General features: G+C 43.7%; 31 protein-coding genes. 11 read left to right on the top strand and 20 right to left on the bottom strand.

What is annotated here, in order from left to right; translation table 11 throughout:
* Positions 1-32: 32 nt before the first annotated feature.
* On the bottom strand, positions 33-1205 hold the full coding sequence (locus C5Z25_RS04515) for a cation:proton antiporter (RefSeq protein WP_105451534.1): 1173 nt from the start codon (positions 1203-1205) through the stop codon (positions 33-35).
* A 301-nt stretch (positions 1206-1506) separates the two neighbouring features.
* Between C5Z25_RS04515 and C5Z25_RS04520 the strand changes: the two genes are divergently transcribed.
* From C5Z25_RS04520 to C5Z25_RS04535, 4 genes are all read left to right on the top strand, one after another.
* Positions 1507-2190: a DUF6198 family protein gene (locus C5Z25_RS04520; RefSeq protein WP_105451535.1), complete on the top strand. Its 684-nt coding sequence runs from the start codon at positions 1507-1509 to the stop codon at positions 2188-2190.
* A 64-nt stretch (positions 2191-2254) separates the two neighbouring features.
* Positions 2255-3178, top strand: a complete 924-nt coding sequence (locus C5Z25_RS04525) for an AEC family transporter (protein WP_105451536.1) — start codon at positions 2255-2257, stop codon at positions 3176-3178.
* A gap of 197 nt (positions 3179-3375) precedes the next feature.
* Complete coding sequence (locus tag C5Z25_RS04530; protein ID WP_105451537.1) at positions 3376-4863, top strand: MDR family MFS transporter; 1488 nt, start codon at positions 3376-3378, stop codon at positions 4861-4863.
* Entirely contained in the window at positions 4860-5363 is a 504-nt protein-coding gene (locus C5Z25_RS04535) for a DUF4811 domain-containing protein (RefSeq protein ID WP_105451538.1), read from the top strand. The genes C5Z25_RS04530 and C5Z25_RS04535 overlap by 4 nt, the downstream gene beginning before the upstream one ends.
* Before the next feature lie 157 nt (positions 5364-5520).
* On the opposite strand, the gene C5Z25_RS04540 is transcribed toward C5Z25_RS04535, so the two are convergent.
* On the bottom strand, positions 5521-6531 hold the full coding sequence (locus tag C5Z25_RS04540; protein ID WP_105451539.1) for a YeiH family protein: 1011 nt from the start codon (positions 6529-6531) through the stop codon (positions 5521-5523).
* A 115-nt stretch (positions 6532-6646) separates the two neighbouring features.
* Here C5Z25_RS04540 and C5Z25_RS04545 point away from each other — a divergent pair, with 115 nt between their 5' ends.
* Positions 6647-7471, top strand: coding sequence for a LysR family transcriptional regulator (locus C5Z25_RS04545; protein ID WP_105451540.1), 825 nt, complete (start codon positions 6647-6649; stop codon positions 7469-7471).
* Positions 7472-7563: 92 nt separating this feature from the next.
* Here C5Z25_RS04545 and asp1 read toward each other — a convergent pair whose 3' ends face one another.
* Together asp1 and C5Z25_RS04555 are read right to left on the bottom strand one after the other, a co-directional pair.
* Positions 7564-9072 (bottom strand): accessory Sec system glycosyltransferase Asp1, encoded by a 1509-nt coding sequence (gene asp1 / locus C5Z25_RS04550; protein ID WP_105451541.1) that lies wholly within the window; start codon positions 9070-9072, stop codon positions 7564-7566.
* Entirely contained in the window at positions 9069-10613 is a 1545-nt protein-coding gene (locus C5Z25_RS04555) for a glycosyltransferase family 4 protein (RefSeq protein WP_105451542.1), read from the bottom strand. The genes asp1 and C5Z25_RS04555 overlap by 4 nt, the downstream gene beginning before the upstream one ends.
* A 390-nt stretch (positions 10614-11003) precedes the next feature.
* On the opposite strand from C5Z25_RS04555, the gene apf reads away from it, so the two are divergent.
* From apf to C5Z25_RS04575, 4 genes are all read left to right on the top strand, one after another.
* Complete coding sequence (gene apf, locus C5Z25_RS04560) at positions 11004-11888, top strand: aggregation-promoting factor (RefSeq protein WP_105451543.1); 885 nt, start codon at positions 11004-11006, stop codon at positions 11886-11888.
* Between the two features lie 262 nt (positions 11889-12150).
* Positions 12151-12645 carry a methylated-DNA--[protein]-cysteine S-methyltransferase gene (locus C5Z25_RS04565; protein ID WP_105451544.1) on the top strand — a complete coding sequence of 165 codons (495 nt, stop codon included), beginning with the start codon at positions 12151-12153 and terminating at the stop codon, positions 12643-12645.
* Between the two features lie 67 nt (positions 12646-12712).
* Positions 12713-13612, top strand: a complete 900-nt coding sequence (locus C5Z25_RS04570) for an ABC transporter ATP-binding protein (RefSeq protein WP_105451545.1) — start codon at positions 12713-12715, stop codon at positions 13610-13612.
* The gene (locus C5Z25_RS04575; protein ID WP_105451546.1) at positions 13605-14825 is read left to right on the top strand and encodes an ABC transporter permease; all 1221 of its coding nucleotides are present in this window, start codon (positions 13605-13607) and stop codon (positions 14823-14825) included. Before C5Z25_RS04570 ends, C5Z25_RS04575 begins: the two co-directional genes overlap by 8 nt.
* A gap of 52 nt (positions 14826-14877) precedes the next feature.
* Here the strand turns inward: C5Z25_RS04575 and C5Z25_RS04580 are convergent, their stop codons facing one another.
* Genes C5Z25_RS04580 through C5Z25_RS04590 form a run of 3 tightly spaced genes read right to left on the bottom strand, consistent with a single transcriptional unit; the run spans position 14878 to position 16375 of the window.
* On the bottom strand, positions 14878-15621 hold the full coding sequence (locus C5Z25_RS04580; protein ID WP_105451547.1) for an SDR family oxidoreductase: 744 nt from the start codon (positions 15619-15621) through the stop codon (positions 14878-14880).
* A 12-nt stretch (positions 15622-15633) separates the two neighbouring features.
* On the bottom strand, positions 15634-15957 hold the full coding sequence (locus tag C5Z25_RS04585; protein WP_105451548.1) for a carboxymuconolactone decarboxylase family protein: 324 nt from the start codon (positions 15955-15957) through the stop codon (positions 15634-15636).
* Between the two features lie 13 nt (positions 15958-15970).
* Positions 15971-16375 carry a cupin domain-containing protein gene (locus C5Z25_RS04590; RefSeq protein WP_105451549.1) on the bottom strand — a complete coding sequence of 135 codons (405 nt, stop codon included), beginning with the start codon at positions 16373-16375 and terminating at the stop codon, positions 15971-15973.
* Between the two features lie 155 nt (positions 16376-16530).
* On the opposite strand from C5Z25_RS04590, the gene C5Z25_RS04595 reads away from it, so the two are divergent.
* A complete protein-coding gene (locus tag C5Z25_RS04595; RefSeq protein WP_105451550.1) occupies positions 16531-16965 on the top strand; it encodes a MerR family transcriptional regulator in 435 nt (144 codons plus the stop codon).
* A gap of 102 nt (positions 16966-17067) precedes the next feature.
* Here C5Z25_RS04595 and C5Z25_RS04600 read toward each other — a convergent pair whose 3' ends face one another.
* The 8 genes from C5Z25_RS04600 to C5Z25_RS04635 form a co-directional block, all read right to left on the bottom strand.
* A complete protein-coding gene (locus C5Z25_RS04600) occupies positions 17068-17490 on the bottom strand; it encodes an Asp23/Gls24 family envelope stress response protein (protein ID WP_105451551.1) in 423 nt (140 codons plus the stop codon).
* 32 nt (positions 17491-17522) lie between these two features.
* Positions 17523-17942, bottom strand: coding sequence for an Asp23/Gls24 family envelope stress response protein (locus tag C5Z25_RS04605; protein WP_105451552.1), 420 nt, complete (start codon positions 17940-17942; stop codon positions 17523-17525).
* 16 nt (positions 17943-17958) lie between these two features.
* Positions 17959-18141, bottom strand: a complete 183-nt coding sequence (locus C5Z25_RS04610; RefSeq protein WP_105451553.1) for a hypothetical protein — start codon at positions 18139-18141, stop codon at positions 17959-17961.
* Positions 18142-18152: 11 nt separating this feature from the next.
* Positions 18153-18698, bottom strand: coding sequence for an alkaline shock response membrane anchor protein AmaP (gene amaP / locus C5Z25_RS04615; RefSeq protein WP_105451554.1), 546 nt, complete (start codon positions 18696-18698; stop codon positions 18153-18155).
* Positions 18699-18713: 15 nt separating this feature from the next.
* Positions 18714-18968, bottom strand: a complete 255-nt coding sequence (locus C5Z25_RS04620; protein ID WP_105451555.1) for a GlsB/YeaQ/YmgE family stress response membrane protein — start codon at positions 18966-18968, stop codon at positions 18714-18716.
* 162 nt (positions 18969-19130) lie between these two features.
* Positions 19131-19586, bottom strand: a complete 456-nt coding sequence (locus C5Z25_RS04625) for a GtrA family protein (protein WP_105451556.1) — start codon at positions 19584-19586, stop codon at positions 19131-19133.
* Between the two features lie 18 nt (positions 19587-19604).
* Positions 19605-20840 (bottom strand): ArgE/DapE family deacylase, encoded by a 1236-nt coding sequence (locus C5Z25_RS04630; protein ID WP_105451557.1) that lies wholly within the window; start codon positions 20838-20840, stop codon positions 19605-19607.
* Positions 20841-21083: 243 nt separating this feature from the next.
* Positions 21084-21698, bottom strand: a complete 615-nt coding sequence (locus C5Z25_RS04635) for a sugar O-acetyltransferase (RefSeq protein ID WP_105451558.1) — start codon at positions 21696-21698, stop codon at positions 21084-21086.
* A gap of 186 nt (positions 21699-21884) precedes the next feature.
* On the opposite strand from C5Z25_RS04635, the gene lepB reads away from it, so the two are divergent.
* Positions 21885-22499: a signal peptidase I gene (gene lepB, locus C5Z25_RS04640; RefSeq protein ID WP_105451559.1), complete on the top strand. Its 615-nt coding sequence runs from the start codon at positions 21885-21887 to the stop codon at positions 22497-22499.
* A 161-nt stretch (positions 22500-22660) separates the two neighbouring features.
* Here lepB and C5Z25_RS04645 read toward each other — a convergent pair whose 3' ends face one another.
* The 5 genes from C5Z25_RS04645 to C5Z25_RS04665 all read right to left on the bottom strand — a co-directional run bounded on the left by C5Z25_RS04645 (position 22661) and on the right by C5Z25_RS04665 (position 25086).
* A complete protein-coding gene (locus C5Z25_RS04645) occupies positions 22661-23122 on the bottom strand; it encodes a hypothetical protein (protein WP_105451560.1) in 462 nt (153 codons plus the stop codon).
* Between the two features lie 103 nt (positions 23123-23225).
* A complete protein-coding gene (locus C5Z25_RS04650; protein ID WP_105451561.1) occupies positions 23226-23480 on the bottom strand; it encodes a hypothetical protein in 255 nt (84 codons plus the stop codon).
* 26 nt (positions 23481-23506) lie between these two features.
* Positions 23507-23809 (bottom strand): hypothetical protein, encoded by a 303-nt coding sequence (locus C5Z25_RS04655; RefSeq protein ID WP_105451562.1) that lies wholly within the window; start codon positions 23807-23809, stop codon positions 23507-23509.
* Positions 23810-23908: 99 nt separating this feature from the next.
* On the bottom strand, positions 23909-24544 hold the full coding sequence (locus C5Z25_RS04660) for a histidine phosphatase family protein (protein WP_105451563.1): 636 nt from the start codon (positions 24542-24544) through the stop codon (positions 23909-23911).
* A gap of 98 nt (positions 24545-24642) precedes the next feature.
* The gene (locus tag C5Z25_RS04665) at positions 24643-25086 is read right to left on the bottom strand and encodes a universal stress protein (RefSeq protein WP_105451564.1); all 444 of its coding nucleotides are present in this window, start codon (positions 25084-25086) and stop codon (positions 24643-24645) included.
* Positions 25087-25101: the final 15 nt, after the last annotated feature.

Below are 25101 nucleotides of genomic sequence, written 5' to 3' on the forward strand. Positions count from 1 at the left end.
TTTATAAATTCTTGTCGCAATTTTTTTTGACCCTATACTTTATCTAATTGAGCTTGGTGATGAATTGATTGTCGCAATAATAACGGTGCAATCAGTGTCGTTAAAATAATAGCCGTAATCACCGCTGAATAACGATCGGCCGACAATAATTTACCTTGGTAACCAATCTGGGCAATAATTAGCGCCATTTCACCACGCGAAACCATCCCGGCACCAATCTCATAGCCACTGGTCCAACTGAACCCCGCTAACTTAGCGCCGATACCAGCACCAAGTAACTTCGTAACAACTGCGGCGACCGTAATCACGACAATAAACCAAAAATCATTCATGAACCCCTTAAAGGACATGTTCAACCCGATACTAACAAAGAATACTGGAATAAATACGGCATTCCCAATGGGCTGAATATGTTCATCAATCACTGCATGATAATCGGTCTGTCCTACTGCAATACCAGCAAAGAAAGCCCCGATAACAGCACTTAAACCAATAAAATCGGCAAAATAAGCCAACCCAAAACAGATCACTAATGACATCAAAGTAACCGAAGTCGGCACTAATAATGCATCGCCAATCTTCATCAGCCGTGGTACAATCCACTTCACCACCACATATAGCCCGACAAAGAAGGCGGCTTGAATGCCTAACGACAGCCCTAGGTTAGTCGAACTACTACTGCTAGAGCCGACTTCACTACCGAATAGACTCACCATTAGACTTAAAATTAAGACGGCCAAAACATCATCAACCACGGCCGCCCCTAGGATTGTCGTCCCCTCCTTGCCATCTAAGGCATTCAATTCCTTTAAGACTGCAACCGAAATTGATACCGAAGTCGCTGCAAAAGTAACCCCTAAGAATAAGCTTTCGACATTTCCAAGATGGAAGAGTTGACTACACCAATCAATCACCCCGACTGGTAGAATGACACCTAACAGGGCTACTAACAAACTGGGTTTCCAGTATTTTTTCAGTAAGCTAAGATCACTTTCTAGTCCAGCCATAAACATCAAAATAATGACACCAAGCTCGGCGAAGTCCGTAATAAAGCTCGTTGCTGAGACCCAGCCAAGTAGTGCTGGCCCTAACACGATACCACTTAATAGTTGTCCAATAACGGCGGGTAATCCCATCCGCACACTCAAATGACCGGCAATCGCAGTCACAATTAAAATTAAACTTAACGTTCCAATATAGCCCATAGTGCCTCCTAAAAAAAAGAACACACCAAGAAATAACTGCCCAACCCAAAAGCAGTTCGAATTCTTGAAGTGTTCTTCAACCGAATGTAACTATTCAATGAAACTAAGTATAGCATATTTTCATGAACATCGTTGCGACCATTTCCTAATTAGTTGATTTAGATGGTCAACTTAACTTTCAAACAAATCTACTTCATGTTAACGCCCTTTCGGCAACCACGATACTAAACATTTTATCCTAATTTCAAAAAAACGCTATAATATTGCTATCAGACTATACATCGGCAAAAGGGATGATTATTTGTTACACATTGTTGATTTTCGACAACGGTTTATTTTTCTCGTTTTTTCTATTTTATTAAACTCTGCCGCTAATGCCCTAACCATTGCGACTAACCTAGGCAGTGCAGTTTGGACCGGATCAAGCGTAAATTTATCTGACTGGATTCACATCTCGTTAGGCACTACCTTGCTCTTATATGGGCTCGCCGTCACCCTTTTAAACCAAATCATGCTCGGTCACTTTGATCAGCGCCGGTTTATTTCTAATCTACTTTATATTCTACCGTTTAGTTATCTAGTTGAATTCATCGGTTACTTTTGGCGTTGGTTAGGGGTGCCAAGTTTCGCTTGGCCGCTGCGACTAGTCCTTAATCTCTGTGGTTTATTAGGCGTTGCCATGGCCGTCTCCATCTATCAACGTTGCAACCTCATCCAACATCCCAATGATGATCTTTCTTATATTTTACGTTTTCGCTTCTTACATGGCTCCGCAATTATTGCACAATGGACCAGTTATTTGCCGCCGTTGACGATTACGGTGGTGGCCTTTTTAGCCACTGGTCAATTACGCGCAATCGGGATTGGGACGCTCTTTGCGCTAACCGCACAAGGCGCTATCATGGGCTGGTCTGATACGCACGTCTTTCCAAGCCTCAAACACCATGTGGACGTTCCCACTGCAACACCCCATCACCCCGCCTAACATTGACAAAATTAGGCGTTAACCGGGATAATGGATCTATTCTTACTTATTGGATGGCAATTATATGAATCTTACACAACTAACGAGTCAAATCGGATTAATGTTTATTTTGATGTTGATTGGCTTAATGGCTAACAAGCTAGGCTTTATGCACGGCCAAACATCGACCGACTTAACCAACATCTTACTGTACATCGTTTCACCTTGTCTGATTATCAAGGCCTTTGAACAGCCTTTTTCGGTGAACCGGCTACAAACGTTAGGTCGCGTAATTGTGGGAATTATCTTGATTTACGGGTTAATGATTCTGATTACGCAACTGGTTTTTAAACCTGTTAAGGACCTCAATTTACAGCGTACCATGCGTTACGGCGCCGTTTATTCAAACGCTGGCTTTATGGGAATCCCCTTAACCAGCGCCCTTTTTGGGAGTACTGGCGTCTTTTTTGCCGTCGCTTCATTAGCCGCTTTTAATATCTTTAGTTGGACTCACGGGATAACCTTATTCACCGGTAAACAGGGTAACCGACGCGACAACTTTAAACAAATTATTTTGAATCCAAATATTATCGCCATTATGCTCGGCTTGATTTTATTCGTGACTGCGATTCCTTTACCGAGTTTGATTAACCGGACGATTACCACCGTCAGTTCGGTTAATACCCCGCTGTCCATGATTGTGATTGGTAATAGTCTTGCGGCTGTCCGTTTCAATCGGCAAACACTTGATAAACGCTTAGGTTGGGTTTTATTGTTACGCAACTTTATCTTTCCCTATCTCACAATGGTCGTTTTGGAACTCATGGGTATTACCGGCGTTCCACTCTATACGACCGTCTTAATGGCCGCTTGTCCAGTTGCCGGGATCGTGGTCTTATTTACCTTAAAAGTCCATGGTCAACCAGGTCCAGCCGTCACGTTAATGAGTCTCTCAACTTTATTAAGTGTCGTCAGCATTCCGCTGGTATTCAGTCTAGTTCAACTCTAACTTCTGCGTCGACCAAAACTCGCTGTAAGTGTTTAACTGCTTACGGCGAGTTTTTTGTGCCACGCGCCTTCACATCCTCAAAATCTGTTACAAGCCGCCGACCAAACCCAACAAGTATAGCACTTCACTTAAAGTGCTATACTTGTTAGTTATGTGTGTTATTAAATATATTATTTTGAAAGGACTGTTTTTAACCCATGTCAACCGCCAATTCAGACTTGCCGTTAGATGCCAACGGTCGCCCCTATCACCGTACTTGGCTCGTATTAACTTTGCTCGTCGGCACCTTTAGTACTTTTATTACCCAAACCTTACTTACAACGGCCTTTCCAACTTTAATGAATTATTTTCATATTTCAGCCAACGCCGTTCAATGGTTAACCACTGGTTTCATGTTAATTATGGGAATCATGATTCCCGTCAGTGCCTGGATGTTAACTCGAATTAATTCGAAAATTCTCTACTTAGCAGCCATGATTATCTTTGGTTTAGGTACATTGCTCGCTTATTTTTCGGTTAACTTTCAGATGTTACTCGTCGCCCGCATGATTCAAGCGATGGGCGTCGGGATTTCAGCCCCCGTTTTCCAAACAATTATGTCATCCGTCTACCCGCCCGAAAAACGCGGGGCTGCCATGGGGACTGCTGGAATTGTTATTGGGCTAGCGCCCGCCATCGGCCCCACCTTATCCGGCTGGATTATTGATAACCATTCTTGGCGCGCCTTGTTTTTGTTTATCATGCCCATCAACATAGCCGTCATTATTATTTCGTTGTTTACTTTACGCAAAGTTTTACCGACATCTAAGCAGCCCATTGATTGGTGGTCCGTTTTGATTTCTACCATCGGTTTTGGGAGTATGCTATATGGCTTTTCTTCAGTTGGCGAAAGTGGCTGGGGAGACCCAGTCGTCTTAGCAACCTTGGTTATCGGTATTATTTTTATCATTTTATTTGTTTGGCGCCAATTACATATGGATCAGCCATTATTGGAACTGCGCGTGTTCAAGATTCCCGCCTTTACCCTTTCTGCCGTTTTAACGGCCTTGTCTTACATGGCAATGATGGGGGTTGAAATGATTTTACCATTGTATATTCAAACCGTTTTAGGCCGTTCGCCAATGGATTCTGGACTGATTTTGCTGCCAGGCGCCATTATGATGGGTATTATGAGTCCCATCACTGGTCGGATTTTTGATCACATTGGTGCTCGTCGCCTTGCAATGACCGGGATGTTACTGTTAACAATCGGGACTGCCTTTTTCTTATCGATTAGTGCAACGACGCCCATTCTCTGGATTATTGTGGTCTACGCCATCCGGATGTTTGGCTTGACGATGGTCACGATGCCCGTCACTACGACTGGGATTAACTCCTTACCATTTAACTTAATTGCCCATGGAACAGCTGCCAACAATACGTTACGACAAGTCGCTGCTTCGATGGGGACCGCCGTTTTAATTAGTGTCTATTCAAGTGTAGCCAAGTGGCAGATGCCAAGCCAACACCTACTCTCAACGGCACCTTTAAAATACAAATCAGCGGCCGTTACTGCCACCTTATCCGGCTATCATATGGCTTTCGTTGTTTCATTAATTTTTTGTGCCTTTGGCTTTGGCCTCACCTTCTTCTTAAAGTCCGGCCATCATTCCGTATCAGTTAAAAAGGAGGATCAAGCGGCATGATTATCATTGGCTTAATTTTGTTTGTCTTTATCTTTTCCGGCTTGATGATTTTTAAATCCAATAGTTTAAGTCGTACAATTGGGATTACGCTGAGCTTTCTGATTATTGCTGGTAGTTTGATTGCCTTAATCTTAAATGATAATTACCACTGGGGCATGGTTAAAGTCAAAACAACTCAGACGGTTACTTTAAAACCACTCCGTTCAAGACACCAAGCAATTGGTATTCGGCAACTCGGTCATGGGTCCGAACGCATCCTAGTTTATCGGACCACGTTGAAACCTAGCCAAGTTCAAACAACCACCACTAATGCGACGACCACGTTAACAACTGGGGCCACGCCGCATGTTCAAATTGCCACGACTCGTTGGCAGTATCGTAATACCTGGACACGTCATTTATTTGAACTTGGTAAATCAAAACAGCCATTAGCCAGCAAACAGTATACGTTTAACTTGCCGACCAACTGGCACTCATTTACCCTGACTAACACCAAATAAAAAAGACTAGTGCTATAACACTAGTCCGATGCCAGCCGCTTCAAAGGCGGTAGCCTATTTACAAAAACTAACTTATTGTCGTCCTGCAACCTTCCAAAGTTGAACAGGGCGGCTTTTTTTATTTGTTGTATTTGTCGATTTCATCTAAGAATAAGCCCTAGTGTCGCAATAATAAAGTAATTAAAATCAAGGCACTTACAACCTGTAGTGTGCCAACCCCGAGTCCATAAAGTGCTAATCGCTTACCCGCCTTCAAGAAATTCATCAAGTTCAAGCGTAAGCCAATCGCAGCTAGCGCAATGATTTCAAACCAACTACTAATCGTATGCGCCGTTACTGCAATAACAGTGGGTAACGTTATCAAACTGTTAATGCCACACAGAATCAAGAAACCAGCAACATACCATGGCAGCCAATGTCCATTACCATTCCCACTCACCACTGCATCCGTCGCAACAGTCTTGGCTAACGAACGTTGATGTAGCCGGCCAAAAATCAAGACGACCACAACCAGCATCATAATCCGCATAATTTTAAAAATCGTTGCGAATTGGACCGTCGCTTGATTAATCATACTAGCTGAAGCCACGACTTGTCCTACCGATTGTAAAGTCCCACCGATAAGCGCCCCTTTTAGAATCACTTGGCTACCAAAAACACTCAGTCCCAACCATGGCAACGTCAACATCAGGACCGTTCCCATCAAGTTAACTAACGTGATTACAGTCCCTTTTGCCTCATCATCCGCCTCAATGACTGGGGCAATTGACGCAATCGCTGATGACCCACAAACGGCGTTCCCACCGGCCATCAACAGCCGAATGGATTGATTAAACCCTAATTTTTGGCCCAACCATAACGCCCCGATAATCGTAATCGTCATTTGTAACACAATGAAGCCGACACCCCAACCGCCAACTTGCCCAATGGTTTGCACGGTCATTGTTGCGCCCAACAGCATCACTGAATATTCCAATAACTTGCTTTCTGAAAACTTAGTCCCGGCCGCTAATTGTGGCTGCCGTAAAAAGGTATTCCCACCAACAATGCCTAATAAAATCGCAATCGTTGCTGCCCCTAATGCTGGTACGACTTGTGCCAATAACTGACTAATAATGGCAATTCCTAAACTGGTCACCAGTCCCGGCAAAATAGCTTTAATTCTCAATCCTTTCAACCCCTGTCTCTTTTAATAAGTCTAAGTATACGGAATTGATTTACATTTGAGAAATAAATTATTATGATAGTTACTATTAAGATTATCAATAATAAGGAGCCTGACAATGTTAAAACAACTGCAGACCTTCAAAACCGTTTTTGAAACCCGGAATTTTTCTCAAGCAGCTGCCCAATTGTTTATTTCACAACCCACCGTCTCAATACAAATCAAACAGTTGGAAACTGAACTAGACACCATTCTATTCACGCGCAACGGTCGCCAAGAAATCAGTCCAACCGCTAGTGGGAACTTACTTTATCGCCAAGCCCAAAAATTATTGGAGACTTGGTCAGCTACTAAAACTGCCATTCAAGCCACCGGGACACTAACCAAAATCACGGCTCGGATTGGGGCTTCTCATACCACGGCCAGCTTAGTTGTCCCTACCTTACTCCAAGCGCTAGCACCACTAAGTGCCCAATTTGATTTTGAAGTCACCTTAGCCAACTCAGCTGAAATTCTAACGCAAATGTCCCAACATCAATTGGATTTTGGCCTCGTTGAAAAACCACTGGTCACCGATCAACTCAATCGACTGGCCTTTGGTCAAGATAAACTCGTCCATGCGGGTAACTTTAGCAGTCCGCTATGGCTACTACGTGAGCCTAATTCTGGTGTCCGCCATTACACGAACGCCTTTTTAAAAGCGCAGAATATCCAACCAGCTCAAACAATGATTATTCATAGTAACCAGTTAATCGCTGATTTGCTTGCGCAAGGTATCGGCCAATCCATTATTTCGCAACGAGTACTCGCAGCTAACGTCCCTTTACGCCCGTTAAGCCAGAACTATCAGCGACAGTTCTATCTCTTAACCCCGGCTGCCATCCGGCCCCAATTAAAGCCCGCCCAGTCAGTCATTACGACTTGCTTGCAGCAGTGGTCTTAACCTGAAAACGGCAGTCATTCTCAAATTTAGAATGACTGCCGTTTTCGATTTTTGCGAAACAAACTCACTTTTGAGCTGACTAAAACATTGCCTTATTTGAGTAAAGCTTGCCACTGCCCCCAAACCATTGCATCACTATACTGCCGGCTACTATGGTAAGCGCCCTTACTCAAGCGTTGTTGACGCTTGGGGTTCTCCAAAGTTTTTATAAGTGCTGACGCTAATTGCGCAACATCGCCGTCTTTAACTAAATAACCATTTTTACCCGCTTTGATAACATCTCGCGGACCATAGTTAATATCATAGGCAACCACCGGCAATCCATGGCTCAATGCCTCAACTATTGATAACGGTTGCGCATCACTAGCCCCCGTGTACACAGCAGCCCCCGCCTGATCATACACCGCCGTTAGGTCCGGCTGATAACCCGCAAAAGTCACGGCCTGGTCCAGCTGTTGTTGTTTGACTTGCGCTTTCAAGTCTTCCAAGGCACTGCCGTAACCATGAATAACCAAGGTCGCATCCGCCAGCACTTGATGAACCCGAGCAAACGCCGTTATTAACTGATCAACTTGACGTTCTGGGTCTAATCGTCCCGTATAAACCAGCTGATGGGCTTGGCGTTCGGCCATCATAATGGCTGGACGGGTCGCCTGTTCTTCGGGAACCACCGCTGCCGAAATCGTATAAATCGGCCGACTAGGTTGTCCGCCTAACCACCGCGTTAAGTCTGCCTGTTGCTGTGCAGTACTTGTAATCAAGCCATCTAACGCCGTCAAATGCTCATGAATCCCGTAAACATAGGCGTTATTTAAGTTGGCAAAAACTTGATCTTTAGGATCAACAGTATGGGGCGTCGGTAGCCATAAATACTTACGCGCCGGGGTTTCCATATTAATCACCGGCCATTGGGCTGCTAGTGGTCGATCGGCAATAAAACTATTATTGGTCCCATTTTGTCGGTTAAGTTCATCCAAAAAGAACCGATACCAGGCCTGCTCACCATTAAAATAATAATCTTGACCTTGATAGTCAATCAGCTTACACATCGAAACCTCATTCACGCCAGCCGCATTATGCGCATAATATTGTTCCGCAAAGCGGCTTTGATCAGGCCGATAAAAAATATCCGTCACGGGTTCTTGATTCGGCGCAAAGAAGGTGTCCCGCGCTTTAAATCCCCGTTCATCATAATCGGTCCGCTGCGCCAAATTACCAAAAGTATCAAAGAGCTCGACAAAATAAACATGACCAACCGTGCCCGGTACAAAATGAACTTTTGCAACTAAGCGGTCACCATCAACGACCTGACTAACATTCGGACTCGGTTGGACATTATAATCCCGCGGGAAATCTAAATCTTCCAGCTTAAGCACTTGAGCTGGATAAGTGACCGTTTGTCGAAAGAAATCAAATAAGTTAACCATTTGGTCATCAGCAAGCTTAAAGCGCCGCATATTTTGATGTAATAACCCATCAAATTGGCGGGTCACTAATTTAGCTGGCATCTGATGTTGTTTGAATAATTGCAATCGTTTAAATTCGGCATGTTCAACCCCCGAATTTAACGCCATCAAATATTGATTGACAAAAAAGATCATTTTGACGCCTCCTGATTCGGTTGATAAAAAGCCTGCGCTGCTTGCATCAGTGGTTGCCATTGTTGCCAAACCACATCCGGACTATAACGCTTAGCATCGACATACGCCTGCCGACTAAATGCCTGCATTTTAGCGGGATCCTGCAAGAGCTTAATCATCGCCGTCCCCAAAGCCTCGATATCATTAACCGGCACTAACTGACCATCATACCCATCACGAATAATATCGCGGGGACCATACTTCACGTCATACGCAATCTGCGGTAAACCGTGGGATTGCCCTTCCAATAAAGCTAAGGCGAACCCCTCTGCCCGTGAGGTTAACATCGCCAATTGTGCTTGATCGTACACCGCCGCTAAATTCGTCGTGTAATCATTAAACTTAACGACCGCTGTCAGCTTTAACTTCGCTACCAATTGCCGGAGTTGCTTCCCGGTATCGCCGTTGGCATAGCCCCAAAAATCAAGGGTTGCTTCGGGTAGCGCAGCATGCACTTTTTTAAATGCTTCAATAACATGGCGCTGTTGTTTTTCTTCGGATAACCGCGCCACAAAAATAACTTTACCAGGAATCCGACTGGCCCACTTTGGCTTGGGTGCGGCTAAAGTTGTCGGTGACACAATCCCAACTGGAATCGTATAGACTGGCGGCTGAGTGCCATATCGAACCGTAAAATCATGGGTTTGCTGTGGGGTCGCTGCAATCACGCCATTCCAAGCCGGCAAATTATTCAAGGCATAGGCATAGTTATAATTCAAGGTCGCTGTCTTGGGATGGGCTGGATCATTCAAATGATTGCTGTGTAAGTGCATGACTTTAAATGCTTTAGTCCGCATCCGCAAAGCCGAATAGGCCAGCTCATACGTTCGATCAATAATAAAAACAGACTTAGGGTTTTGACGATTAAGTTCATCTAAAAAGAAACGGGTCATCGCTTGCTCACCGGTGAAAGACCAATCTTGACCATGATAGTTAATGAAGCGATACAACGAATTCTGCGTTTCATTTTGCCGGTTGGGTAAATGGAATGTCTGGTAAACCACCTTTCCAGCCGGATCAAAAACTTGTTCACTCGCCACTTGACCATCAAAAGTATAGAACTGTTCTAGCCCCTTAAAGCCCCGCGTGTCATACCAATCAGTTTTCACTAACTTTCCATTGACATCAAAAAATTGCACATTATTAACTTGTTGATAATCTGGAGCAAAAGTATGGATGCGCATTAATAGTTGGTTCTGTTGATAGACTTGATAATGGTGTCCATCTGGTTGGACCCGCAAGGTAGCGGCCAGATGTAAGTCATCAATCGTTAATTTAACTGGTTTAAACGTCGTTGACTTTTGGATAAAATCAAACAAATTGACTTGGTTTTTTTCCGCAATGCCAGCGTTTTTTAACGTCTGATGTAAATTTAAGGCAAAAAATCGCGTGACCAGTTGAGCCGGAACCTGGTGTTGATTAAATAGCGCTAGCCGCTTCATTTCAGCATGTTCAATGCCGGATTTTTTAGGATTAATACTGGTATTCACAAAATAATACATATGCTCGCTCCCTCATTGAAACATAATCGTTAGCGTTGTCGATTATAGCAAACTTCGCTCGTTTTTAAGGCGCTAACGAACTGATTTAACCTTTTTCTAGCTTTCATAACTGGTTATTAACTAAGTTAAGCCTTTTAACCAGCAGTTGATAATCATTCTAGACGAAAATGTTATCAAAGTTTGACGAAATTGTTAAGATATTACAATACGTTACAATTAGCGGCCTTTATTACAAAAACCGGCCAAACTGTAACTTGCCATTTATTATGCTGCAACACTCACCGGCTATACTAGGCACTGTTGTTAATTAACGAGCGCTTCACAAAGCTCAGTTATCTATCGAGAATGATTAGTTATCCAATCAACCAAATACAGGAGTGAATTAATTTAATGAAAATCAAAAGTCTATTATTATCATCCGTTGCTGCCACTGGTTTGTTTGCCATTGGAACGACCATCGCTAACGCCGATACTGTCACAGTTAAATCTGGTGACACGGTCAGCGCCATTGCTGCTTCACACAAAACGACCATCGCAGCGATTAAAAAAGCTAACGATTTAAAGAATGTTAATTTAATTTTTATTGGTGATAAATTAGAAGTCAACGGCACGGCAACGACAGTGCACGCCACGGTTCCCGCAACCAGTGCTGCTGCTAGTCAAAGTACTAGCACTGCTAGCTCAGCTAGCCAAAGTAGCGCAACTAGTGCTAGTTCAGTATCAACTTCAACAGCCACTAGTGCGGCTAGTCAAAGCACTTCAACTAGCTCAAGCCAAGCTACGGTTGTTTCAAGTACTAGCAGTAGTGCTAGTTCAAGCCAAGCTAGTCAAAGTAGCGCAACTAGTGCCAGCTCAGCCTCATCTTCAACGGCCACTAGCGCCAGTTCAGTGTCAACTTCAAGTGCGGCTCAAAGCAGTGCTAGCCAAGCTTCAACGACTTTAAGAACTACTGCTAGCTCAGCTGCTAGTCAAAGCACGACAACTAGCACCACGGCGACAGCAACTTCTGCTTCAACGACTAACGTTAGCACCACAACGTCAACTGCATCAACTTCTGAATCAGCTGCTAAAGCATGGATTGCCAACAAAGAATCTGGTGGTTCATACACCGCTTCTAACGGTAACTACTATGGTAAGTATCAATTAAGCAAGTCATTATTGAATGGTGACTTATCTGCTTCTAACCAAGAATCTGTTGCTAATGCTTACGTTAGCTCACGTTATGGTTCATGGAGTGCTGCTAAGACTTTCTGGTTATCTAACGGTTACTACTAAACCAAAATTTAATTTAATCATTAAAGTAACAGGTTCACAACTTCGGTTGCGGACCTGTTTTTGCTTGCAACCGAAATTGGCGGGGGGCTTGCTGAAAAACTTTTTTAACCATAACATTTTTATCAGCGCCCTTAGGCCTTAATTATACCGGTTATCAGCCTAAATAATCACGTTAGACCGATTAAAAAGCCAGCTAATGAACCCTTTTTCGAGTGACTTCTGCTATACTGACGCTACTAAATCAAATCCAGGAGGTATTACCATGCAATTGACCTTAACCGTAGCAACCATTATGTCACACCATTACTTAATCGGCAGTACCCCCATCGGCGTCGCCTTCATTGGTCGAGCCGACGGGCCTGACAATGAATGGCAGGATTTCTTGCCAGCTGCCACAGCACAAGTCGTGCCAACCGCCAATCAAGCAGCGATTCGGGTCCTAACTGCTTACTTAACTGGTAAACTGACCACCTTTAATTGCCCCTTAGATTTTAGCCACGGCACCCCTTTTCAACAGCAAGTCTGGCAAACCCTTCGTACTATTCCTTATGGTCAAACTTGGAGCTACACCCAACTTGCACACGACTTAAATCGTCCAACCGCCGTCCGTGCCATTGCCTCAGCGGTTGGCCGTAACCCATTGCTGATTCTCATTCCTTGTCACCGGGTCATTCGCCAAGATGGCCAACTCGGTGGTTACCGTGGTGGCTTACCCATGAAACACGCCTTGTTAGCTTTAGAAAAAAGACAGTCTTGATTCTAATTGCAACCCATTAAAAACTATGCCATGATTAACGTATTCTAACTTATTGGGGGCAGCAGCAATGCTATCGGTCGCACATATTAGTAAGCAGTTCGGTACCGTTAAGGCCTTAACCGACGTTTCGTTTACGGTCCATGACGGGGAAATCATGGGCTTAATTGGACAAAATGGTGCTGGTAAATCGACTACTTTTCATAGTATCTTAAACTTTCTCAAATTTGACGGTCAGATTACTTGGAACGGTCGGCCATTAAATACCAGTGACTATGATCATATTGGTTATTTACCAGAAGAACGGAGCCTGATGCCCAAGCTAACAATTACTCAGCAACTGGTTTATTTAGCACGCTTAAAAAGTCAACCTGCTAAAGTGACCCAAGCCCGCATTGCACCCTGGATGACCCGGTTCGCCGTTAAAGGACAGCCGACTGATAAAATTAGTCGGCTGTCCAAGGGTAATCAACAAAAAGTCCAATTAATCAGTACCTTGATTCATGAGCCCCAGTTAATTATTCTCGATGAACCCTTTAGTGGCTTAGATCCAGTTAATGCTGACTTATTAAAACAAGCCATCATTGCAGCTAAAAAAAACGGCGCCACCATTATCTTCTCCAGCCATGACATGACCAACGTCGAAGAAATCTGCGACACCTTGGTCATGTTGCGTAACGGGCACATCGTTTTAAAAGGCACGGTTGATGCCATTCGCAATCAATTCGGTCGGACCCGGCTATTTGTCACAACGGATTGGTCCGCACCCCGATTAGCAACGCTAGCTGGAGTTGATACCGTCACCGCCTTAACACCCGGGCGTTACCGGCTACAATTAGCAACCGCTGACGCTGGCCCGGCTATTTTTGACACACTGACTGCCGGCCATTATATCCCAGAATTCAGCCAGCAGCCGCCAACCCTAGATGAAATTTTCCGAACAGAAGCAGGCGAGGTCGCTCATGAATAAAACTTGGATTGTCACCAGTGAAACTTTTCTCCGCCAGACCAAATCGTGGAGTTTTTTAATGTTAATTTTGATGCCTTTCTTATTTATGGGCTTAACCCTTGGGATTACCTACGTTTCGGCGCCTAACCGTGGTAGTAACGAAATCGCCGTCATCAGTTCAAATTCAACACTTCGCAAGTCCCTTTTAAAAACCAATCAAGTCACGACGACGTCAAATTACGCCACCATTAAAGCCGCCAAAACTGCGACTTATAAAAATGACATCAGCGGCTATCTCGTATTAAAGCAGACTGCACAACACCAATTAGTTGCCACTTTTCACGGTCCAAGTGCTTTAGCCAGTACCAATCAAGCACAACTGCAACGCTGGTTAAGCAGGCAACAAGCCCATTTAAATCAACAACAGGCGCACTTAACGATCCAACAAGTTCGCGCTTTAGCACTGCAACCACAATTGAAACAGCGCCTACAAAAAAAGACGGCCGCAGACAAGACCGCCAAAACAATTTCATTTTATCTTTTAGTCTTCTTTGTTTACTTAATTTTGACTACCTACTCCTCGATTACGGCGCAAGAAATTGCTGCTGAAAAGGGCACTAAAATTATGGAAGTCATTTTTTCAAGTACCACGCCGCGGCGCTATTTTAATGGCAAAGTCTATGGTGTTTTATTGATGATTTTGACCCAACTACTGGTCTATCTCCTTGGCGGGGTCGTCATCCTACAACTCGTTCCCCATAGTCCCCTGCTTGCCACTTGGTGGGCCCAATACGCACCAATCATCACGAAAGTCCTGCATAATCTGCTTTCCATCAACCTGATTTTTGCACTTGCTGCCGTCCTATTATATACCGTGGTTTCAGCTTTTTGTGGCGCTTTAGTGACCCGCGTTGAAGATGCCGGTAAAGCCTCGCAACCAGTGATTTACCTAAATCTACTCACTTTTTTCACAGCGATGGCCTTTCAAAATAATCCGACCAATCCGTTTGTCACCATCTTTTCATACGTCCCCTTTTTCTCATCCTACCTCATGCCGTTGCGTCTCATTAATGCGACGGCCACGTTACCAGCCGCTAGTCTGTCCTTAATCCTGCTACTGTTAACGGTGGTTGGCAGTATGTGGTATATCGGTAAGGTCTACGGTGGCTTAATGCTCCAGACAGATGAACTTGGTTTTTGGGGCAATCTAAAACGTGGCTTACATTTAAAATAAATCGACAAAAAACCGAGCCTGGAAAATTTCCAGACTCGGTTTTAGCTATTAATTAGGCTTGTTTCGTTGGATAAATCGTAAATTCACTGACATTCACTTCAGCAGGTTGATCAACCGCAAAGTTGACCACGTTGGCAATGGCTTGTGGACTAATCCCAACCTGTTGGTAAAAGGCCGTCATCCCTTGCTTCGTTTCGGCATCCGTAATCGTGTCCAATAATTCCGTATTAATCGCTGCTGGATACAAGGTTGCCGTTCGAATATTGGTGCCTTCTTGCGCACTTTCCATGCGAATAACTTCCATTAAGTTGCGTACGGCATACTTAGTAGCCCCGTAGACCCCAGCGCCCGCAAAGTTTTTAATCCCTGCAACTGATGAAGTCGTAATAATTTGACCATGTTTTTGGGCCGTGAAAATTGGCATTACGGCTGCCACCCCATTCAACACACCTTTAATATTAATGTCAATCATGGCATCCCATTCATCCGTGTGCAACGCACTGATTGGGGATGAAGGCATAATACCAGCATTATTAAAAATCACATCAAGACCGCCGAACTTAGTTTGCGCTAAGTCAACTAGCGCTTGAACTGCCGCTTTATCAGTCACATCCGTTACCTGATATGCAGCTTGACCTCCCGCGGCTTCAATCGCTTGAACAATGGCTTGCAACCGCGCTTCACGCCGCGCGCCCAAGACAACTTTAGCCCCATGTTGCGCTAATAACTTAGCAGTTGCTTCACCAATACCAGACGACGCACCTGTAATTACGACTACTTTATCCTTAATTGCCATTAGATGACCTCCTTATTCTTCACCAAAAACTTCTTGTGCTAATCCCATCGCTGACCAAGCTTTAGCCCAACCGGCATAAAAAGCCAAATGGGTGATTTCTTCAACGACTTCATCCTTCGTCAAACCATTTTGCTTACCCATCTGTAAATGGGCTTTTAATTGTGGAAAACTCCCACTAGTCATTAGACTCGCAATCGTAATCATACTCCGATCGTGTAAACTTAATTCGGATTCCCGAGACCAAACTTCACCAAATAAAACATCATCATTTAACGCAGCGAATTTAGGTGCAAAATCCCCTAAGTTATCGCGACCAGCTGTTTGTTTTTTTGCCATCGTTATTTCCTCCTTAACCTAATTGGTTATATGTCGCATCGTCAACTTTTTCTAACCATTCGCTAGTCCCTTTTGTGATTGCAACATGGGCAAACCAGCTGTCTTTGGTGGCACCATGCCAATGCTTAACACCTTCATGAATGGTAACGGCATCACCAGCATGTAATAGTTGAGCTGGCTTACCAGCTTCTTGATACCAGCCTTCGCCACTAGTCACCAGCAAAATCTGGAACCCATCATGATGAATATGCCAGTCATTTCGACACCCTGGTTCAAAAGTCACATTCGCAACCATCACATCCACGTTATCATCCGCGGCTGCTAACCCTTGTAAATAACTTTGACCAATAAAATATTGTTGATAGGCGTCGTTCTTTTCACCTAATCCAAATACACCGCTCTTATCTGTTGTTGTCATTTTTATTTTCCTCCTAAATAGTTGCTTAACTTTAACAATGTCATTAGTATAGAACTTAAAGTGTACTTTAAGTCAACAACAAATCTTAAACTTGTTAAATTAATTTTTCGTGGTAATATCATTCTTAAAGTAACTTGAAGAAAGTAGGCTAAATTATGGCAACTGAACTACTAGAACACTATTCAATTGGTGATTTTGCTAAGCAAGTCGGCTTAACGGCACCGACCTTACGGTATTATGAAAATGAGGGGCTCATTGAACCCCACCGTTTAGCCAACGGGCGTCGTTATTATGAGCCAGCGGATATTAACTGGGTCAAATTTTTACTGCATCTAAAGGGAACCGGTATGAGCATTAGTGAACTAAAACAATACGTGATTTGGCGGGCACAGGGCGATGCGACGATTCCGCAACGACGCGCATTACTGCAAAAAGTAAAAAATGACTTTCTAGTTCAGTTTAATGAAGTCCAACATCACCTACAGATTCTAAATGACAAGATTAATTGGTATGAAGAAAAAGAAGCAGGGGTAACCACTGACCACGAGACTTTTGAAACCTATCTCAACCGGTTCGGTCATCAAGAATAACTGATTAGTAAAAATTAAAGTGCTGACTAAGACCTAAAAATCAGGCTCAGTCAGCACTTTTTTAAGTTGGACCACATCATATTGCTAAGACTTCCTTTTCACCTAGGACTGACTAGTTTTAGCTGGCGCATCATTCTCATGCCGCTGCTGCCATTCTTCCGGTGTCAGCATATCTTTGACGATTAATTTGATGTTTTTTACCTGATAACCAGTCATCATCTTAATGGCCGCCGCAATTTTAGTCGCTACTTTAGCTAATATTTCGGTTGCATCCTTGCCATAAGCCAACAAGGCTGAGAGTTCAATATCAACGGTATGCTGATCATCATCCAAGTCAACCGAAACTCCGGTTTTCGGATGTTCACCATCAGTTAAGCGATTCGATAAATCTTCAATAACATTTCCTTTCAGACTCAAAACGCCATCAACCTCAGCGGCAGTCTTGCCAGCTATTTTTTCTAATACATTGCTTTCAAAGACAATCTTTTGATCAGTCTTAATCGATACTGGTTGCTTAGTTTCCATGTGGCTTCCTCCTCATTAATTCGTTCAATCGCCTATTCAACATGGTCCATATTCGCATCTGGCTTGGCATTGGGCTTACCTGCAGTCTGGGCTTGCCAATCTGATTTACTCATGACATCATTAACGTGCACGTCAATCTTGATGACTTTTAGACCAGTGTAATGTTCAATATCTTGTTGAACCCGTTTACAAATCTGATCAAAAATCTGTCGCATATCCTTACCATATTCAATGGTTACCGTCATATCTAAAGCGACCTGCTTTTCTCCAACCTGCGCGTCAACCCCTTGGGTCGGGTCAGCCTCGTTACGAAAACGATTCGTCAGATTGCTTAACATACCACCTTCTAATGATAAAACGCCATCGATATTACGTGAAGCCATACCAGCTATTTTCTTAATCACCGCGTCATCAAAGGTCAATTTAGTTTTTATTTCAGCCACATTATCCATCTGGTCATCCTCCCCATTATCTTGACAGTAATAGTTCGATTTTCTTACCAAGCGCCGCCAAATCAAGGTGTATAAACCGACCAATGCTCCAGCCGAATAGTCCTAGCACAGCTACTAAGAGCATGGCCATAAAACTGCTAAACACCCATACAATGCCTAGCACTAAGCCAATTAAAAGGCCATATTTACCATTATTCATCGCCTATCCTCCTAAACAACCCGCAATTTCTTTTGTTGCGTTGTCGGGGTCAACTGAACAATTGGTTTAACTTGTTTTAATCCTAAGCCTTGTTCTAAATAACGCACCGTTAACGCACTAACCTGCTGAGCTATTAGATCTAACCGCTTTGTTTCATTAACCGTTGCCATAACCCGTGCGCGGGTCTTGCCACGCGAGCGCAACTTAATCACGACTTGGGGTTCGATTAAATTTAACTGTTCAACTAATTGATACTGAAGATCTCGTTCTAAGGCACGCCGTGGGACGAGTAATTTTCCCACCTGATTGGTAAACGTGATGCCATTTTGGCGGGTTGCCCTAAAAATACTAACTAGCACCATCCCACCACCGACTAACCCCACAATTGCCGCAGCAATTACCGTAATTAGCCCAAATATCACTGGATAATCGAGGGTCATGAGTGAAAACCACTCGGTAATGACTGGAATTGGATAGATGTGACTAATTTCAAACAGTGCCATGAGTAAGAGAATCAATCCGACTAAGAACACTAATGCTTTGGTTATTCGACTCATCGCCAGTCACCATCCCTAACGCTTTTTACGCATCCCGAACACCGCTGAAACAATCAAGACTAAGATAACAGCCCCTAGGATTGATGGCACTAACGCCATCCCAGCTAACGATGGCCCCCAGGTCCCTAACAATGCTTGGCCAATCCAAGCACCGACTAATCCAGCCACAATATTCCCAATAATCCCTGCCGGAACATCACGACTCGTGATCGCACCCGCTAACGCCCCAATGACACCACCAACAATTAATGACCATAACCAACCAAACATCTTAATCACCCTTTCTTTTTAGAAAGCTAATGCTTTCTGAATAATATTATGATAACTATAAGCATTTTTTATTTCAATTGATTTGCTCATGCGCTTACACGACAAAAAAAGCTAGGACCATGGCTTATCGCCACTGATCCTAGCCTTTTACGTCTGCTTGAATTAATCTTTCTTGAAGACTAACCATTTAGACAAGAAATAATTTGCCACTAACGCAATCCCGTGACCGATGATTTTAGTCATGGTCCCGTTGACACCCATCAACGAAATCCCAATCCACAAGATTAGGGCTTCAATGAAATAAGTTGCCACCCGAGTCCCATAAAAGGTCGCCACTTCCTTAGTTAAACTAACCGTTTTATGCTGGAACACATACATTTTGTTAACCACAAACGAAAAGAGCACACTCAAGAACCAATCAATTAAGTTTGCAACTTGGTATTCAATCCCAAATATATGATATAACACGTAGAACAAGACCACGTTAAAGACAACCGTTATGACACCCCATAATGCATAGAGCTGTAGCTCATTGTTGGCTTTTTCTTCAACAGCTTCGAGTTCTTCTTCAAACTCGGCTTCGGTATGGGGTGCATGTTTTAATTCTTTATCTGCCATCGCTGATTCTACCTCTCATTACTGTAATAGTTTCGTGATTAATTGTTCATATAACTTAATGAACCGTTGATACATATCTAAATCAACGTATTCATTCACTTGATGCGCAGTAATGTTGCCAGGCCCAAAGACGATGATTTCCATCGCCGGGTTTTTAACAATATATGATGAAGCATCCGTACCACCGGGCGCACCAAAGTAAGGTAACGCTTGGGTCAATACCGCTTCACCAATTTGTTTAGCAACCTGAACTAAGGTCGCATTTTCTGGCGTGTGCACGGGATAGAAGCTACTTTGAATCTCTAGGGTTAACGCCGCCCCGTGTTGATTACAATCAGCAATAATTTGTTCCAACTTCGCAATAATCTTATCGTTACGCAACTCTGGAATTGTCCGTACTTTCATTGATAACTCGGCACTAGCGGGCACCGTATTGATCTGCTCGCCACCTTTAATTAAGGTCACTACTGGAATCGTCGCCCCTAATACCGGATTAACCACCGTCTGGAAGCTATCAAAATACGCCTGTTGTTCTTGATAGAAAGCCATTAACATCTCAATCGCATTCTTACCAATCGTTGGCATTGAACTATGGGCAGCTACCCCTTTAGCATGCACCGTATAAGTGAGTGATCCTTTATGGGCTAATTCAATAAAATGTTGTTCCGTGGTCGGATTAGCCGCCGCCATTTTCGCTGCGGCCGCCGCATTAACGCCAAGCATGGCTTGAATCGGTTTTTGACTTAACAACCGTTTATCAGCACCGCTCGGTTCGCCCACAATCAACGTCTGCAAGTCATCCGCATACCCTTGTTCAACTAATTGTTCAGCGCCTAAATGACCATTCTCTTCACCCACTGTGGCCATTAGCCGCAAAGTCCCATGTAATGGCACATTGGCTTCTTTTAAATTAATCATGGTTAAGACGCCTGCCATGAGACCGGCTTTCATATCCGTTACGCCCCGGCCGAACAATTTATTATCTTTAACAACCGCCGACAAAGGACTCCCGGCCCACTTCGAGGCATCCCCCAAGGCAACTGTATCTTCGTGACCATCAAAACCGACCACCGGACCATGACCGTCGCCAATTTCTGCAACTAAACTCGTCCGATTCGGACTATAGTCAATTAATTTTGTTGCGATTCCATGTTGATTTAAGAGCTGCGCTAAATAATCCGCAACTTGTTTTTCATTGCCATTAACCGTATTCATTTTAACGATTGCGCTTAAGGCTTCGACTGCTTCATTCATGTTGATTCCACCCTATCTAAATTTTAGTTGTCGACAAACTGACACCCACAACTTACTCGTTAGTTTGATTACATCACTTTTTTTATCACCGTGCAAGTCCCCACGTTTAGTTAGCCACTGTCCAAACGTGGGTATCGCTGTTATACCAGTATTATGCCTCATAGTTAGTCGTAATAAAAATTTCATTTTTTTATAATCAATTTTTTAACAAAAAAGTCTGAGTTCTACCCAGACTGGTCCTACCTAATCTTGATCGGCTAAATAAGCTGCTTTTTGTTGTTGCCAAGCGGTGTGGTCACCGGCGGTAATTGGGCGCAGGACCCGGCAAGGATTGCCCACCGCAACCACATTATCCGGAATCGACTTGGTCACGATTGAGCCAGACCCAATCACCACATTATTGCCAATGGTGACACCCGGATTAATCACTACGTTACCGCCAATCCAAACATCATCACCAATCGTAATTGCACGCCCGTATTCATATTGTTCGCGCCGAATCACTGGATCAATTGGATGCCCCGCAGTGTATAACCCGACCCGTGGTCCCATAAAGACATTATCACCAATCGTAATCGGGCCACAATCGACAAAGATGGCATCGTAATTAGCATAAAAATTCTTGCCAATTGTAGTATTGGTCCCGTAGTCGGTATGGAATGGTGGTTCAATATAGCCATTGGGACCAATTTTTTTGAATAGGGCCGTTAGTAATTCTTGACGGTAGGCCCCTTCGGCTTCTGTCGTTTGACTATAGATTCGAGCCAACCGCTTACCGTGACGGCTTTCTCGACCAAGTTCTGGATCTTGCGCAATATATAACTCGCCGGCTAACATCCGTGCTTTTTGTGATTTCATTTTTAACTGTCCTCCATTAATTAAAGTCTTAGCTATTTAAAGTTAACCAGATAATAACAGCGATTACAACTTTATTCCAGCTCATCGCAAACCAAACCCAATTAACTTTTAAGTTTTTTTATGCTAAAAAAACCATCACTTCGTATATAATAGGACTTATACACACACTTAAGGGAGTCAAATACTATGAAATCAGTTAAGAATATTATGAGTTGGGTGTTACCAGTTCTAATTGGGCTGGGCTTAGCACTGCTGATTCGACAATTTTGGTTCACAATGGTTCGCGTCGACGGGAGCTCAATGCAACCCAATCTGCAAAACAATGAACGGGTGATTGCCTTTAAAACCAGCCAAGTTAAGGCCGGTGCCGTCGTCGTCTTCAATGCCTACGGACTCGGGGATGACGCCACTAAAAATACCGTTTACGTTAAGCGCGTGATTGGGATGCCTGGTGATACCATTCGTTATTCCAGTACTGGGAAGCTATATGTGAATAACAAGTTGGTCAAACAAACCTATTTAAAGAATAACTATCAACAAACCACGGGATCTTTTATGGCTAATAAGCACAGCCAAGTTACCGGCTGGACCTTAACTAGTCTGAGTCATGATCAAGGTTGGAAAAAGAGCGTCACAACCAACAAAGTCCCCAAAGGCTATTATTTCGTCTTGGGGGATCATCGCAGCGTCTCTAGTGACAGTCGTTATTGGGGGCTCGTCCCTAAGAACAAGATGATTGGGGTCGTTAAAGCTTGGCCATGGCAGAACCGTCGTCAATATATTAATAGTTACCAACCTTAAAAAACGTGAATCAAATTTCGGTCTCACGTTTCGGTATCCTTGATGATTGATACCAAATAATCGCTACCAGAATGATGAAACGCTTCATTCTGGTAGCGATTATTTTTTATTTTGTAGCGATTTACGTTCCGGATTAACCTAAACGCTTCACAAAATTATTATCAGTTGGTACGCCGGTCTTTCACCCAAAAATAGCCACAAACAATCGGACTAAGTGGCACTAAGATTAAGGCCATCAAGATATTCTTAAAAAAATTAATGAAATCATCCATAAAGTCGCTCTTAGCTTCAACTTGCGGCGTTAGTGCAGTCGGTACCGGCTTCGGTTTCGTCCGCTTAGTGGTGATTGACCAGGGCCGCCCTGAATCTTGAATAATTTGGTCCTCATCAGGCCGCGTTTCTGGCCTCGCTTTAGGGGTCTTCCGCCACACTTTAAAGACCTTCGCCCAACGATACTTTACAATTGGAAATAAGATTAACGCACAAATAATGCTATAAATCACTAATGGATTAAATTCCAGCACAATTCGACTGACTTCTTGACGTGCGGTCCCCACCATAATGATGAAGACGGCAATGGCGCCTAAAAACCAACTACTTATTAAATTACCGGCTCGCCACATTGCTAACGCCTACTTTCTTAATCGGTTACGGCTCACTTTGACGCCCCAAAACAAACCTTGTGGGTTATCCACAGCACAAGTGTACCCAACCGTTGATAACTTTTTACGATTGCCGGCGGTTAGCACGTCGCTGGAAGCCATTTCCCCAGCACACATATGGGACAATCACCGCAATAATCGCTAACGCATAGTCCACCACCGTTAAGTTCGCTGCGTGCACAATCACAACATACGCTAAAAAGATGGTCCACAACACTGGTGCAATCCCGCCAACCCAAAAGTAACGACTCGCTGAAAATACGAATTCTTCTAAAATAACTAACACAATGGCAATGCCACCTAAGGCTAATAAGTTCAAGACGCTGACCTCCACCTGTTGATAACTTATTTATTAAGTTGCTGTAACATATCCACAAAACGTCCCGTCTGACAGTTATCCACATCGTCATCCGCATAATAAATAATCATTTTTTTACGTTGTTCCGCCGTTAAATTGGCTTGTGACCCAAAATAAACCAGATAGACTGCTGGGGTTTGAGCTTGTAATGTTTGTCCATAATCGGTGTCTAAGGTCACAGTGTACTTCGACCCTAATTGTTCACTTAAAGCGGTAATAAAGGCTTGCATCGCCTTTGGAGCGACCGTCGTTTGACCGGCAACCACACTCGTTACAACATATACTTGCATCTTTAAAGACTCCTATTTTGATAAATTTAATGGTTTACTTGTAACTTGACTACTTATCCACAGGTGACTCGACTCACCGCAGTTATCCACTGGGGATAACTAATTAGCAGCTATTGTGAATTGATCCCCAACCTGTGACAAGATTGTCACCGCACTATTGGCCAAGCGTTGCGCGGTTGGCTGAACTTCGGTCGTTTGAACTAAGAAAGTCCGTAAAGCAAAACTATCAACAATCACTAACGCACTCCCATGATTCGGCGTAGCCGCAGTCACTTGATCCAAACCGGCTTTATAACGTTGCCAGAATTCCATCCCGTTTTCGGCTAAGCCATCCGCATCATGGTCATGAATCAAATTTTGAATTTCAGTTGGCGTCTGGTCAGCCTCAAAAGCTTCCACACTAGGATAACCTAACTTAGTCGCAAAGCCAGACCACACGGCAGATTGTTCAAACCCTTCAAAGCCACCATAAAATGGCGACCGTAACGCCGCTTTTAATTGTAATTTAGGGGCAGCTGACTGCGCAGCCAAAATAGCTTGACCGGTTTGAGCGCCACGGCTCGTATCACTTGCAAACGCGGTATCAAATTTCACCGTTTTTAAATGTTGTCCAACGGTCTGACTGGTTTGTTGCCCAGCGGTAGTTAACGGCGTCCCGCTCCAACCTTGAAAACGATCAAGTTGATTAAAATAAGTGGTGCCGGTGACGACCAGGTATAAAGTGATGTTTTTCATATGCGGACCTCTTCCGTTAGTTTTATATTTCTCAATAATAGCATAAAAACGGGGCGCCTGAGTGGCTTCCCCGCTTTTAAACCTAGTTTTAAAGTTGACTATCGGACAACTAGTACTGAAATCGGCGCATGTTTCGCCATATAGGCGGCTTGCGACCCGAAATATTTACGCACCCCTTGTTTAGAGATGGACCCAATCACCAACAAGTCTGGTTTAAGGGCTGGAATAATATCCTTGACGATGGTTTCGCCAGGATCACCTTCATCAACGACTGTGTTAACATCGACCACTCCAAATTGGCGTGCCAACTTCTCGTACTGTAACACATGGTGCTCCAGGTCTGCCCGCTGACCATGAATAAAATCTTTACTCATCGCTTCATAAACGTTCATATTATCTTGTTCCAAAATCGAAACAATCGTTAACTTCGCACCATCCGTTTTGGCGCGATTAATCGCATAGCGAAAGGCTAATTGGGCATCATCCGAATCATCGACGCCCACCAAAATATGTTTAAATTCTTTAGGACTCATTTCTGACATGGTAACCCTCCCATT

This window comes from Lactobacillus sp. CBA3605, assembly GCF_002970915.1.
Classification (GTDB): domain Bacteria; phylum Bacillota; class Bacilli; order Lactobacillales; family Lactobacillaceae; genus Lactiplantibacillus.